Below are 13,881 nucleotides of genomic sequence, written 5' to 3'. Positions count from 1 at the left end.
CTACTTTCTTCTCGTATCAATTAAATAAACAATCTTCCAATTATCTTTTTCTTTAAATAATGTGAAAGTGTTTACGCCGGAATGACTTAATTTATCATTTATATAAAATTCATAAGGCGCCCAGACATGTGCCATTGCTCCATCAATTTGAATATTATAACTCAATATTTTTTCCTGAAATTTAGTAGCCTCTGGAATTGAAGCAATAGATTTATAAAAGTCTTTTGCACTTTCATTTGTCAATTTATTGCCTTTGCTCTTACTTTCGCTTATTGATTGCAAAATAACTTTATCTCCACAAACTGATTTCAACTTAAAAGTATCTTTTTGATGAAATCCTTCAAAAAATACATCAATACATTTTTGAACTTCTTGCTTTTGAGCATTAGATACTCCCCCAAGGAATAAAGCAATTATAACAATAAAACTTCTCATAAATTTTATTCTATTTAAACTCCAAATTGCGAAAGATGATGCTCTAAATGTTTTGCAAACATATTATTCCATTCTTTCGAAGTCAATTTTCCAAAAGAGTGCGATTCTTTACCTTCAAATTCATTTATTCCTAAAGACTGAGTTCTAACCAAATAAGATATCAGTCTTTCCTTTTCAGCTTCAAAATCACGATTTCCTTTAATTATAAATTGCGGCGCCGTTTGGTTATTTTTAGGATATGGTTTATCATCAACCACTTTGTTTTTTACCAAAAATTTTAAAATAAGCTTAATAAAACCGTTTGGTTTTGGATGAACATCTTCATAAACCATTTCGTATGACACATTGCAATGCGCAAGCATTTGATCGACAGACATTTTACCCCAAAGCCCTTTTGAATCAGGCTTAAGCTGATTGATTCTATTAATAAACTGATCACAATCTTCTTTTGAAAAAACATTTTGCATGATTAAAAAACAGTATATAGTTAAATATGTAAAGTAAAAATATAAAAATTATGTACAAAGTACCTATTTAATCAATCATAATTTAAATTATACTAATAGTAGTAAATAAAACCGGCGTTTTATATCAAAAAAAAAACTCCAACTAGCAAAAGCTAATTGAAGTTTTAGTACTCAGAGCGGGACTTGAACCCGCACGAACATTGCTGTTCACTGGATTTTAAGTCCAGCGTGTCTACCAATTTCACCATCCGAGCATTATGTGGTACCTCCAGGGATCGAACCAGGGACACATGGATTTTCAGTCCATTGCTCTACCATCTGAGCTAAGGTACCTTTTTTGCTTAAAAAATTAAGCAAAATTTGAATAAAAAACCCCATTTCGAGGAAATAGGGTTTTCAAAAGAAAGGCGACGACATACTCTCCCACATAACTGCAGTACCATCTGCGCAGGCGGGCTTAACTACTCTGTTCGGGATGGGAAGAGGTGAGCCCCGCCGCAATAACCACCTTAAGAAGTTATAATTGCTTTGGGCAACTTTTAATTGTTAATTATAAATTATTAATTATCAATTAAATAATATCTTAACATACTGAGATAAAGAAAAGTACTTTTATTTACTATTTTAGAAAGTTTCTTCCCCGCCGAAGCGGGGAAAAGGGTGTACATAAGCTTACGGATTATTAGTACTACTCGACTATGACATTACTGCCTTTACATCTATAGCCTATCAACGTGGTCATCTTCCACGATCCTTAAAAGAAATCTCATCTTGTGGTGGGTTTCGCGCTTATATGCTTTCAGCGCTTATCCCTTCCCAACGTAGCTACTCTGCGGTGCCCCTGGCGGGACAACAGATACACTAGAGGTTAGTCCAATTCGGTCCTCTCGTACTAGAATCAGATCCACTCAAATTTCTTGCGCCCACAGTAGATAGAGACCGAACTGTCTCACGACGTTCTGAACCCAGCTCGCGTGCCACTTTAATGGGCGAACAGCCCAACCCTTGGGACCTTCTCCAGCCCCAGGATGTGACGAGCCGACATCGAGGTGCCAAACCCCCCCGTCGATATGAGCTCTTGGGGGAGATCAGCCTGTTATCCCCGGCGTACCTTTTATCCTTTGAGCGATGGCCCTTCCATGCGGAACCACCGGATCACTATGCTCTACTTTCGTACCTGATCGACCTGTATGTCTCTCAGTCAAGCTCCCTTATGCCATTGCACTCTACGCACGGTTACCAAGCGTACTGAGGGAACCTTTAGAAGCCTCCGTTACTCTTTTGGAGGCGACCACCCCAGTCAAACTACCCACCAAGCAATGTCCCCCACAACGCGGGGTTAGGCCTCAGATAAACAAAGGGTTGTATTTCAACAATGACTCCACAACGCCTGGCGACGCCGCTTCATAGTCTCCAACCTATCCTACACATCATTTATCCAAGGTCAATACTAAGCTATAGTAAAGGTGCACAGGGTCTTTTCGTCCCACTGCGGGTAAACGGCATCTTCACCGTTACTACAATTTCACCGAGCTCATGGCTGAGACAGTGTCCAGATCGTTACACCATTCGTGCAGGTCGGAACTTACCCGACAAGGAATTTCGCTACCTTAGGACCGTTATAGTTACGGCCGCCGTTTACTGGGGCTTCAATTCAATGCTTCTCCGAAGATAACATCTCCTCTTAACCTTCCAGCACCGGGCAGGTGTCAGGCCCTATACTTCATCTTACGATTTTGCAGAGCCCTGTGTTTTTGATAAACAGTCGCCTGGACCTCTTCACTGCGGCCAGCATTGCTGCTGGCGACCTTTCTCCCGAAGTTACAGGTCTATTTTGCCTAATTCCTTAGCCATGAATCTCTCGAGCACCTTAGGATTCTCTCCTCAACTACCTGTGTCGGTTTACGGTACTGGTACTAATTACCTGAAGTTTAGAGGTTTTTCTTGGAAGCCCTTAGGCGCACTATCTCTTTGTCCGAAGACTCCGAGTACTATCGTATTTCACCATTCTCTACGGATTTGCCTATAGAGAATATAGCTAGGTACTTCAACGAACTATTCCGTCAGTTCGCGGCGCTTTCATCACTCCGTCACCCCATCACAGTAATTAGTAGTACGGGAATATTAACCCGTTAGCCATCGACTGTCCCTTTCGGGTTCGCCTTAGGACCAGACTAACCCACAGCTGATTAGCATAGCTGTGGAAACCTTAGTTTTTCGGTGTGCGGGTTTCTCGCCCGCATTATCGTTACTTATGCCTACATTTTCTTTTCTAACCAGTCCAGCATACCTTACGATACACCTTCAACCCTGTTAGAATGCTCCCCTACCACTTAGAGTAAACTCTAAATCCATAGCTTCGGTAATATGCTTATGCCCGATTATTATCCATGCTCGTCCGCTCGACTAGTGAGCTGTTACGCACTCTTTAAATGAATGGCTGCTTCCAAGCCAACATCCTAGCTGTCTGGGCAGACAAACCTCGTTCTTTCAACTTAGCATATATTTGGGGACCTTAGCTGATGGTCTGGGTTCTTTCCCTCTCGGACTTGGACCTTAGCACCCAAGCCCTCACTGTTAGTGAACATTATATAGCATTCGGAGTTTGTCAGGAATTGGTAGGCGGTGAAGCCCCCGCATCCAATCAGTAGCTCTACCTCTATATAACTTTATAACTAACGCTGCACCTAAATGCATTTCGGGGAGTACGAGCTATTTCCGAGTTTGATTGGCCTTTCACCCCTACCCACAGGTCATCCGAAGACTTTTCAACGTCAACCGGTTCGGTCCTCCACTGTGTGTTACCACAGCTTCAACCTGCCCATGGGTAGATCACACGGTTTCGCGTCTAACACTACTGACTAAAGCGCCCTATTCAGACTCGCTTTCGCTACGGATCCGTGACTTAATCACTTAACCTTGCCAGCAACGTTAACTCGTAGGCTCATTATGCAAAAGGCACGCCGTCACCCCACGAAAGGGCTCCGACCGCTTGTAAGCGTATGGTTTCAGGATCTATTTCACTCCGTTATTCACGGTTCTTTTCACCTTTCCCTCACGGTACTGGTTCACTATCGGTCTCTCAGGAGTATTTAGCCTTAGCGGATGGTCCCGCCAAATTCAGACAGGGTTTCACGTGCCCCGCCCTACTCAGGATACCACTATCTATTACATTTATTACCCATACGAGGCTATCACTCTCTATGGCCCGACTTTCCAGTCAGTTCTGGTTCTGCATGCATAAAATGTCGTGGTCCTACAACCCCAACATTGCCGTAACAACATTGGTTTGGGCTAATCCGCGTTCGCTCGCCACTACTTACGGAATCACTTTTGTTTTCTTCTCCTCCGCCTACTTAGATGTTTCAGTTCAGCGGGTTTGCCCACCTATCGGTGTACTATGTCTTCAACATAGTGGGTTGCCCCATTCAGGTATCTGCGGATCAATCGGTGTGTGCCCGTCCCCGCAGCTTTTCGCAGCTTATCACGCCTTTCATCGCCTCTGAGAGCCTAGGCATCCCCCATACGCCCTTATTTTGCTTATTGTACCAATCATAAAATTAATTATGACCGTTTTTTTTTGTCTTTTATTATTCGTATTACTACTATAACAAAAAACGCTTTCTACTTTTTATTATTTTCTTATCTCAATATGTCAATGAACTTTATTTCGTTTAATCGTTAAACCGTAAATTCGGTTAACCGCTTAAACAAATCAACGATTAAACGTTGAATTGTGGAGAATAACGGAGTCGAACCGTTGACCTCCTGCGTGCAAGGCAGGCGCTCTAGCCAGCTGAGCTAATCCCCCATTTTAATTAAAAATCAAAAATCGTGAATTAAAAATTATGAACTTTTTGATTCTTAATCTTTCAACTTCTAAAATTTCCTTGTAATTAAGTTAAAAGAGTAGTCCCGGGCAGACTCGAACTGCCGACCCCTACATTATCAGTGTAGTACTCTAACCAGCTGAGCTACGAGACTCTGTTTTACTTAATTTTCATTTTTTTTTAAATTAACAGCAAGAGTAATACAATCTCCAATTCAGAATCCTATAAATAATCATCTTGTTTCCTCAACGTGTGCAAGCACTAACATTTGAGGCTCTAGAAAGGAGGTGTTCCAGCCGCACCTTCCGGTACGGCTACCTTGTTACGACTTAGCCCTAGTTACCAGTTTTACCCTAGGCAGCTCCTTGCGGTCACCGACTTCAGGCACCCCCAGCTTCCATGGCTTGACGGGCGGTGTGTACAAGGCCCGGGAACGTATTCACCGGATCATGGCTGATATCCGATTACTAGCGATTCCAGCTTCACGGAGTCGAGTTGCAGACTCCGATCCGAACTGTGACCGGTTTTATAGATTCGCTCCTGGTCGCCCAGTGGCTGCTCTCTGTACCGGCCATTGTAGCACGTGTGTAGCCCAAGGCGTAAGGGCCGTGATGATTTGACGTCATCCCCACCTTCCTCACAGTTTGCACTGGCAGTCTTGTTAGAGTTCCCGACATGACTCGCTGGCAACTAACAACAGGGGTTGCGCTCGTTATAGGACTTAACCTGACACCTCACGGCACGAGCTGACGACAACCATGCAGCACCTTGTAAATTGTCTTGCGAAAGATCTGTTTCCAAACCGGTCAATCTACATTTAAGCCTTGGTAAGGTTCCTCGCGTATCATCGAATTAAACCACATGCTCCACCGCTTGTGCGGGCCCCCGTCAATTCCTTTGAGTTTCATTCTTGCGAACGTACTCCCCAGGTGGGATACTTATCACTTTCGCTTAGCCACTGAGATTGCTCCCAACAGCTAGTATCCATCGTTTACGGCGTGGACTACCAGGGTATCTAATCCTGTTCGCTCCCCACGCTTTCGTCCATCAGCGTCAATCAATTAGTAGTAACCTGCCTTCGCAATTGGTATTCCATGTAATCTCTAAGCATTTCACCGCTACACTACATATTCTAGTTACTTCCTAATAATTCAAGTTCAGCAGTATCAATGGCCGTTCCACCGTTGAGCGATGGGCTTTCACCACTGACTTACTAAACCGCCTACGGACCCTTTAAACCCAATGATTCCGGATAACGCTTGGATCCTCCGTATTACCGCGGCTGCTGGCACGGAGTTAGCCGATCCTTATTCTTACGATACCGTCAAGCTGCTTCACGAAGCAGTGTTTCTTCTCGTACAAAAGCAGTTTACAATCCATAGGACCGTCATCCTGCACGCGGCATGGCTGGATCAGGCTTGCGCCCATTGTCCAATATTCCTCACTGCTGCCTCCCGTAGGAGTCTGGTCCGTGTCTCAGTACCAGTGTGGGGGATCTCCCTCTCAGGACCCCTACCCATCGTTGCCTTGGTAAGCCGTTACCTTACCAACTAGCTAATGGGACGCATGCTCATCTTTTACCGTTGTGACTTTAATAGTACTACCATGCGGTAGAGCTATACTATGAGGTATTAATCCAAATTTCTCTGGGCTATCCCTCTGTAAAAGGTAGATTGCATACGCGTTACGCACCCGTGCGCCGGTCTCTATATCCGAAGACATATACCCCTCGACTTGCATGTGTTAAGCCTGCCGCTAGCGTTCATCCTGAGCCAGGATCAAACTCTTCATCGTATATTTTAATATTATATTGCGATGATGATCTATCGGTTCTTTTCGAATCTTACGATTCTATTACTCTTATTCTTTTGTTTTGAAATCTCTTTCAAAACGGCTGTCAATTCAATATGTCTACGAACGTGTATTTCTTTATTTTCTACGCCTTAATTTGTTTCTCAAAGCGGGTGCAAAACTAAAAATTTATTTTGTTTCCTGCAAGAAAAATTTAAAAAATTTTGAAACTTTTTTTTCGTCTCATTTTCTCATTTTCCTTACCAGTCTTTCAAATAACTTTCCGCATTTTGCGGGGTGCAAATGTAATATCCGTTTTCCATTCTCACAAGCTTTTCGCAATATTTTTTTGAAAATTTCTTCTCTGCTTATTTGCCTTGCTTGTCAGTATTTCGGTGAACGTTTATCGCTGTTGCGGGTGCAAAAGTACACAACAATTCCACTTAAACAAGCCTTTTTTGAAAGTTTTTTTATTCTTTTTTTACTTTATTTCTTAACTAACTGATAACGGATTCTTTACAAAGCAGCTTTTCTTAATCTATTGTAAGGGTTTTCTCCATTACAGTGCCGTTTCTTTATTTTTTACACTTTTAAGCCCCCTGCTTTTGCAGAGTTTTCAGCGTTTTTCTTATTCTGTAGTGAAGAATCTAAGATTTACAATCTCTTTTTAAAGCTTATTTGCTCTTTAAAAGAACTTAATTCTTCTTTTCCTCCTTTAATAACTCATTCTCCAGCCCCGATAGAAGTGGAAATCCTTTTATTTTGGGGTTCAAAATAAAAGATTGAAACGAATAGCGGGAAAAAGCTGCCAAAAAATACAAAACCTCGATATCTTTTGACCGCTCTCCCTTTTTACTCCTATTGTAGTACAGCTGCATTTTACTCTTATATATATATATGTATAAAAAACAAACCCGACAGGTTCTGAGAACCTATCGGGTTATTACAACTATATATTATAGTATTACTTTTTATTGATTGCTTTTGCTTTCGCTTCCCAATGCTCCATCAAATTATCATAATCTACAGGATTAGCGGGAGTTTGATTCAGTAAACGTCCAGATTCAAAAGCACGAACCAGAATTGTTTCGATTAGATAGTCTTCATTTACTTCATATGGCTTATACTCGGTTTTCAGACTTATATCGAATAAATTCGCTGTTGTATTCGACACAAACGCTTTGAAACCACTTTTTAAAGTTTTTATCAACTCATATGTTGTGATTCCCGTTTGGCGATGAATCAATTTTACAAGAATCTGACCTTGCTTTCTAGACAACTTCTTTAACCTGTCTTCAAACTCATTATTGAGATAATCCTCAACGATCTTGAAATACTTTTTCTTTTCGCGATTACTATTCAATCGCGCCATACCTTTATTCAATGCAGTCAGCCTATCTGAAGCTAATTTTGCATATGGGTAAACTTTATAAACTCTATTCTGAAGAATCTGAAATTGCTTTTGTTCTTCGGGGCTTAATTTTTGACCTTTTGAAACAATAATTTCAGGCAGTTGTATTGTGTCGTTAAGAATAGAATCTTTCTCGGTTAATATATAACCTATTTCCTGATTTTCTTTCGGAGTAACTTGTGCAATACTGGAAAACGAAATCATTAATAAAAATAAAATACTGCAGGTAAATCTCATGGAGTCTTAATTTAAATGTAAAATTATATATTTATACACAACTCTAATACCAAATTTATAAATTAGCGCAAAAATATTTTTATGAGTACAAAATCTATCTTAAATGATACCTCTCTTTCTTTCTTAGAAAGTTATCTAAATAATGCTTCTCCGACGGGTTACGAAAGTGAAGGACAAAAACTTTGGATGAATTATTTAAAACCATATGTTGACACTTTTATAACTGATACATACGGCACAGCTGTTGGAGTTATCAATCCTGACGCTCCTTTTAAAGTTGTCATTGAAGGACATGCTGATGAAATTTCATGGTATGTAAATTACATTACTGATGATGGTTTATTGTATGTTATTAGAAACGGCGGCTCTGATCATCAAATCGCACCATCGAAAAGAGTTAACATTCATACTAAAAAAGGAATTGTAAAGGGTGTTTTTGGCTGGCCGGCAATTCATACACGTTTACGAGACAAGGAAGAAGTTCCAAAATTAAGCAACATTTTTATCGACTTAGGCTGTGAAACAAAAGAAGAAGTCGAAGCAATGGGCGTACATGTTGGCTGCGTAATAACGTATCCTGACGAATTTATGATTCTGAACGAAAATAAATTCGTTTGTAGAGCAATCGACAATAGAATGGGTGGTTTTATGATCGCTGAAGTTGCTCGTTTATTGCATGAAAACAAAAAGACACTTCCTTTTGGACTGTATATTGTAAATTCTGTTCAGGAAGAAATTGGTTTACGCGGTGCTGAAATGATTGCTCAGACTATTAAACCAAATGTTGCAATTGTAACTGATGTTTGCCATGATACTACTACTCCAATGATTGATAAAAAAGTTGAAGGAGATCTAAAAATGGGGAAAGGTCCTGTTATTGCCTACGCTCCAGCAGTTCAAAATAAATTACGTGATTTAATTGTTGATACGGCGGAGCAATGTAAAATTCCTTTTCAACGTCATGCAACTTCAAGAGCTACAGGAACGGATACTGATGCATTTGCATATAGTAACGGCGGTGTAGCATCTGCATTAATCTCGTTGCCTTTACGTTATATGCATACAACTGTAGAAATGGTGCACAGAGAAGATGTAGAAAATGTAATTCAGCTGATTTACGCTTCAATATTGAAGATTGAAAACAATGAAACTTTTTCTTATTTTAAATAAGAGAGTCTACTAAAATGTCAATTTGGCTGCTTTAAGAACAGCCAAATTGACTAATACTTAAAAAACACCATGAAAATTTTACTACTCGAAGACGATTTTACTTTATCTAAAGAGATTTCAGCATTTTTCGCCACAAAAAAAATCGAGTGTTTTCCATTCTACGACGGGACTTTGCTCCTTAAAAAATACTTTCCTTACGAATATGATTTAATCATTTTAGATATAAATGTTCCAGGAACAAATGGAATTGAGGTTTGCAAAGGTATTCGAGAGGTTGATAAAAAAACACCAATAATAATGCTTACAGCATTTAGTGAAATCGAAGATAAGCTGGCTTCTTTTGACAATGGTGCTGATGATTATCTAGTAAAACCTTTTCATTTTGAAGAATTGTACGCGAGAATTTCCTCTTTATTAAGACGAAAAGAAATTCCACAGCAAACAGAACAAAGAATTCTTGTTGAAGATTTAGAAATTCAAGAAGAAGAAATGAAAGTTTTTCGCGCTGGAGAAGAAATTAAGCTGACTCCTAAAGAATTTAATCTGATACTAATTTTAGCTCATGCTAAAGGAAAAGTGCTGTCAAAACAGTTTATTGCCGAAAAGCTATGGGATTATCATATAGAAACGAATCAAAACACGATTGAAGTTTACATCAATTTTCTTCGTAAAAAAATCGATAAGGATCATGAAGTAAAACTTATTCGAACTAAAATTGGCTACGGATATTATTTAAGCAATCAAGAATGACTTTAAAAAACAGAATATCACTTTTAGTTAGCTTGCTGTTTACAATCCTTTTTGGATTGGCTTCAACTGTGATATTTGTTTTATATTCTAACTTTAGAAAAGAAGAATTTAGAGATCGCTTAGAAATAAAAGCGCTTTCGAACATTAAGTTATTGGTCAATGTTAAAGAAGTTGATGATCAGCTTTTAAAAATGATCGATCAAAATTCTATAAATAAACTGTATGACGAAAAGACACTAGTATTTGATTCGCAATTTAAACTCATTTACAGCAGTATTGATGACGCTAAAATTAATTGGTCTGTCGATGATTTAAAATACCTTAAAAAACACAAAACCTTCTTTAAACAACAAGGAGACTACGAAGTATACGGCGTTTTCTATGATACTAAAGATAAAGATTTTTACGCTCTAATATCAGCAACAGATGATTACGGCAAACGTAAATTACTTTTTTTACGATATACCTTAGTTATATCTTATATCTTCTTTACTTGTCTTTGCTGGGTACTAACCTCTTTTATGGTTAAAAAAGCAATGAATCCGTTAGGTTTATTTCATCAAAAAATAAAAAACATCAACGAGAACAATCTCGATACTCGTATAAAATCAAAAAGTAATAAAAACGAAATTGATCTAATTGCCAATGAATTTAATTTCATGATGGATCGAATTGAAGTTTCTTATCAAAAACAAAAAGAGTTCACTGCACACGCATCACATGAGCTCAGGACTCCGTTATCTAGAATTACATCTCAAATAGAAAACGTAGTTGCAGATCCTAAAACAACTCCTGAAAACAAAAGCTTCTTAAAAACAATTTTATCAGATGTAAATCAACTGACAGAGTTAATTACTTCATTACTTACTCTTTCTAAAATTGATGTCAAAAATCAGGAAAATAGTGAAACTCATCGCTTAGATGAAATTTTGTTTTCGGCAATTGAAAATCTAAATAAAAGCTTCCCTGACTTTGTTATTCTTTTTGAAATGGAAGAAAGCGAAAACTTAGATTCTGCTCTTGAAATTAAAGGAAATAAAAACCTTTTAGAGATTGCGATAAGTAATGTTTTAAAAAATGCCTGCGTTTATTCGGATAACAAACAGGCAAAAGTAAAAATAAGTACAGAAAACGATTCTCTAGTTATTTCGATTTCAAACACTGGAAAAACGCTGACGGAGAATGAGCAGAAAAATCTTTTTCAACCCTTCATGCGCGGAGAAAATTCAAAGGGAACAACAGGATTTGGACTTGGTTTACGCATTGTAAACCGTATCTTAAACCTACACCAATCAAGCATAACTTATAGTGTTACAGACGAAAACACAAATTTATTTCAATTATTTTTTCATTAGTAATTTATTTTAAGGTATTTTTAAGGTAGATTTTAAGGTGTCTTAAAGTCTACTGATAGCATATTTGTATAAAATAAATTTGATACAATGAAAAAACTATATGCATTGCTGTTACTTGCATTCTTCAATCAAGTAATTGTGGCTCAGAAAACAGTTACTCTTCAAGACTGCGAAAGCCAATTTCTTAAAAAGAACCTTTTTTTATTGGCATCTCAATATAATATCGATGCCTCGAAAGCACTGACCATTCAGGCAAAAATTTGGGACAATCCAACTATTACAGCCGAATTAAACGCTTATAATCCTGAAAGAAATCAGTATTTTGATATAGGAAAAGATGGTCAAAAAGCATTTGGTATAGAACAGCTGATTTACTTAGGCGGAAAAAAACGCAACGAAGTAAAACTGGCAAAAACTAATGAACAATTAGCAGAACTTCAATTCAATGATTTACTGCGAACATTAAAGCTGCAGCTCCGAAAAAGTTTCTATACAGTTTATTACAATACAAAAAGTCTTGAAACTACAGATAATCAGCTTGCACATATTGAAGACTTAATCAATTCATATTCTGTACAAGTACAAAAAGGAAATATTGCACTAAAAGATCTTGTTCGTTTACAATCTCTTTATTTAAACTTCAAGAATGAGAGAATGGAAGTTGTAAATAATAGTATTGAAGAGCAGGCGAACTTAAAACTATTATTAAATGAAACAGAAACAATAATTCCAAATGTTTCAAAAGATGATTTCAATAAATACTTAAAAACGATACCATTTGATTTAAAATCTTTTCAAGATGAAGCAATTGCAAATCGTCCTGATTATTTAGCACAGCAAAAGGAAATCGAAGCAAATGAATTAAACGTAAAATGGCAAAAATCGCTTTCTATTCCTGACATCACTTTGGGTGCAAACTATGATCAGCGAAGCGGCGCTTTTGAAAAAGAAGCAAATCTATCAATTGGAATTCCACTCCCGCTTTGGAACAAAAACAAAGGAAACATTAAATACGCGCAAACCATTCTGGCGCAGTCAAAAGTAGAAAAACAAAATTTTGATTTACAACTGCAAACTGAAATTACATCTGCTTGGAATAAATGGAATGAATCTAGAAAAAATTATACGGTGATTAAACCAACAGTTAACTCCGATTTTGAAGCAGTTTACAACGGAATTTTAGCCAATTTTCAAAAAAGAAATATCAGCTTATTAGAGTTTACCGATTTTATGGAAAGCTACAATCAAGCAAATATTCAGGTTAACGAATTGAAGAAAAAACTAGCCTTATCTGGAGAAGAATTAAACAGTACAATCAACAAGGATTTATTCTAAAACTAAATAATAATGAAACATACACTAATTATAGGAATTGCAATTGTAAGTTTAATGCTGACAAGCTGCAAAAAGGAAGTAGAAAATCCTCAAACAAATTCTTCATTTGCACTAAGTGACAGCATGCTTAAAACGACAAGCACTGCAACTGCAACAACTCAAATTGTAAAAAATGAATTAAGCTTTTATGGAAAAATCACGGCCGACAATAATAAAATGATAGACGTTTACCCGCTTGTTGGCGGTAATGTAATCAAAGTTAATGTAGAACTTGGTGACTATGTACATAAAGGACAAGTTTTAGCTATTATAAAAAGTACTGATGTAGCTGATTTTGAAAAGCAATCTATAGATGCTAAAAGCGATTTACTAGTTGCAAAAAACAATTTAAAAGTTGCACAGGAATTATTTGACGGCAAATTAAATTCTGAAAGCGATGTACTTCAAGCAAAATCAGAAGTTAACAAAGCGCAGTCACAGTTAAGTAAAATCCAAGAAACTTATAAAATCTACAACATAAAAGCAGGTTCAATTTACGAAGTAACAGCTCCAATTAGTGGGTTTATTATTCAAAAAAGCATCAATCAAGATATGCTTTTAAGATCTGACCGCTCTGAGAACATTTTTGACATTGCAGAAATTAGTGAAGTTTGGGCAATGGCAAATATCAACGAGATCGATATTAATAAAGTAAAATTAGGTATCGATGCCAGTGTAACAACTTTAAGTTATCCTGATAAAGTTTTTAAGGGTAAAGTAGATAAAATATTCAATGTAATTGATCCACAGACTAAGGCAATGCAAGCACGAATAAAACTTCAAAATCCAGGGTTTTTACTAAAACCTGATATGAATGCAAACATAAAATTATCTTTTAATGAAGATAAATCTATGATAGCCATTCCAAGTGATGCCATTGTTTTTGATAAAAGTAAAAACTTTGTAATGATATTCAAGGATCGTCATAATATTGAAACTAGACAAGTAGATGTTTTTAGAGTTGTAGGAGATATAACTTACATTTCAAAAGGTCTGAAAGAGAATGAAAAAGTCATTACTAATAATCAATTGTTTATTTATCGTGCACTAAACGATTAATG

The 13,881-nt window shown here is 37.5% G+C and carries 8 protein-coding genes, 4 tRNA genes and 3 rRNA genes; 5 read left to right on the top strand and 10 right to left on the bottom strand.

Translation table 11 applies throughout. The features are described 5' to 3' along the window. The 10 genes from NLG42_RS14960 to NLG42_RS14915 all read right to left on the bottom strand — a co-directional run bounded on the left by NLG42_RS14960 (position 1) and on the right by NLG42_RS14915 (position 8,171). Positions 1-435 (bottom strand): nuclear transport factor 2 family protein, encoded by a 435-nt coding sequence (locus NLG42_RS14960; protein WP_257681442.1) that lies wholly within the window; start codon positions 433-435, stop codon positions 1-3. Positions 436-449: 14 nt separating this feature from the next. Further along, positions 450-902: a DUF1569 domain-containing protein gene (locus NLG42_RS14955; protein WP_257681441.1), complete on the bottom strand. Its 453-nt coding sequence runs from the start codon at positions 900-902 to the stop codon at positions 450-452. 168 nt (positions 903-1,070) lie between these two features. Beyond that, a tRNA-Leu gene (locus tag NLG42_RS14950) sits at positions 1,071-1,156 on the bottom strand. 6 nt (positions 1,157-1,162) lie between these two features. Beyond that, positions 1,163-1,235, bottom strand: a tRNA-Phe gene (locus NLG42_RS14945). Between the two features lie 69 nt (positions 1,236-1,304). Further along, positions 1,305-1,414: ribosomal RNA gene (gene rrf, locus NLG42_RS14940) — 5S ribosomal RNA — on the bottom strand. Positions 1,415-1,564: 150 nt separating this feature from the next. Continuing rightward, a 23S ribosomal RNA gene (locus NLG42_RS14935) occupies positions 1,565-4,448 on the bottom strand. Positions 4,449-4,639: 191 nt separating this feature from the next. Continuing rightward, a tRNA-Ala gene (locus NLG42_RS14930) sits at positions 4,640-4,713 on the bottom strand. A gap of 99 nt (positions 4,714-4,812) precedes the next feature. Then, positions 4,813-4,886, bottom strand: a tRNA-Ile gene (locus NLG42_RS14925). A gap of 126 nt (positions 4,887-5,012) precedes the next feature. Next, a 16S ribosomal RNA gene (locus NLG42_RS14920) occupies positions 5,013-6,526 on the bottom strand. The 16S, 23S and 5S rRNA genes sit together here with 4 tRNA genes alongside, the layout of an rRNA operon. A 961-nt stretch (positions 6,527-7,487) precedes the next feature. Beyond that, complete coding sequence (locus NLG42_RS14915; RefSeq protein ID WP_089059874.1) at positions 7,488-8,171, bottom strand: DUF4294 domain-containing protein; 684 nt, start codon at positions 8,169-8,171, stop codon at positions 7,488-7,490. An 81-nt stretch (positions 8,172-8,252) separates the two neighbouring features. On the opposite strand from NLG42_RS14915, the gene NLG42_RS14910 reads away from it, so the two are divergent. From NLG42_RS14910 to NLG42_RS14890, 5 genes are all read left to right on the top strand, one after another. Beyond that, complete coding sequence (locus tag NLG42_RS14910) at positions 8,253-9,341, top strand: M42 family metallopeptidase (protein WP_257681440.1); 1,089 nt, start codon at positions 8,253-8,255, stop codon at positions 9,339-9,341. A gap of 69 nt (positions 9,342-9,410) precedes the next feature. Further along, a complete protein-coding gene (locus NLG42_RS14905) occupies positions 9,411-10,091 on the top strand; it encodes a response regulator transcription factor (protein WP_257681439.1) in 681 nt (226 codons plus the stop codon). Then, positions 10,088-11,446 (top strand): sensor histidine kinase, encoded by a 1,359-nt coding sequence (locus NLG42_RS14900; protein ID WP_257681438.1) that lies wholly within the window; start codon positions 10,088-10,090, stop codon positions 11,444-11,446. Before NLG42_RS14905 ends, NLG42_RS14900 begins: the two co-directional genes overlap by 4 nt. 87 nt (positions 11,447-11,533) lie before the next feature. Further along, a complete protein-coding gene (locus tag NLG42_RS14895; RefSeq protein ID WP_089059870.1) occupies positions 11,534-12,781 on the top strand; it encodes a TolC family protein in 1,248 nt (415 codons plus the stop codon). Between the two features lie 12 nt (positions 12,782-12,793). Next, positions 12,794-13,879 carry an efflux RND transporter periplasmic adaptor subunit gene (locus NLG42_RS14890; RefSeq protein ID WP_089059869.1) on the top strand — a complete coding sequence of 362 codons (1,086 nt, stop codon included), beginning with the start codon at positions 12,794-12,796 and terminating at the stop codon, positions 13,877-13,879. Positions 13,880-13,881 lie beyond the last annotated feature (2 nt).

The organism is Flavobacterium plurextorum (assembly GCF_024638035.1).
GTDB classification, from domain to species: Bacteria; Bacteroidota; Bacteroidia; order Flavobacteriales; family Flavobacteriaceae; genus Flavobacterium; species Flavobacterium plurextorum.
This window is presented reverse-complemented; position numbering and strand designations above follow the sequence as displayed.

Excerpts from the sequence above, each read along its gene's own strand:
- NLG42_RS14960 (WP_257681442.1), bottom strand. The coding sequence starts at position 435 with ATGAGAAGTTTTATTGTTATAATTGCTTTATTCCTTGGGGGAGTATCT.
- NLG42_RS14955 (WP_257681441.1), bottom strand. The coding sequence starts at position 902 with ATGCAAAATGTTTTTTCAAAAGAAGATTGTGATCAGTTTATTAATAGA.
- NLG42_RS14915 (WP_089059874.1), bottom strand. The coding sequence starts at position 8,171 with ATGAGATTTACCTGCAGTATTTTATTTTTATTAATGATTTCGTTTTCC.
- NLG42_RS14910 (WP_257681440.1), top strand. The coding sequence starts at position 8,253 with ATGAGTACAAAATCTATCTTAAATGATACCTCTCTTTCTTTCTTAGAA.
- NLG42_RS14905 (WP_257681439.1), top strand. The coding sequence starts at position 9,411 with ATGAAAATTTTACTACTCGAAGACGATTTTACTTTATCTAAAGAGATT.
- NLG42_RS14900 (WP_257681438.1), top strand. The coding sequence starts at position 10,088 with ATGACTTTAAAAAACAGAATATCACTTTTAGTTAGCTTGCTGTTTACA.
- NLG42_RS14895 (WP_089059870.1), top strand. The coding sequence starts at position 11,534 with ATGAAAAAACTATATGCATTGCTGTTACTTGCATTCTTCAATCAAGTA.
- NLG42_RS14890 (WP_089059869.1), top strand. The coding sequence starts at position 12,794 with ATGAAACATACACTAATTATAGGAATTGCAATTGTAAGTTTAATGCTG.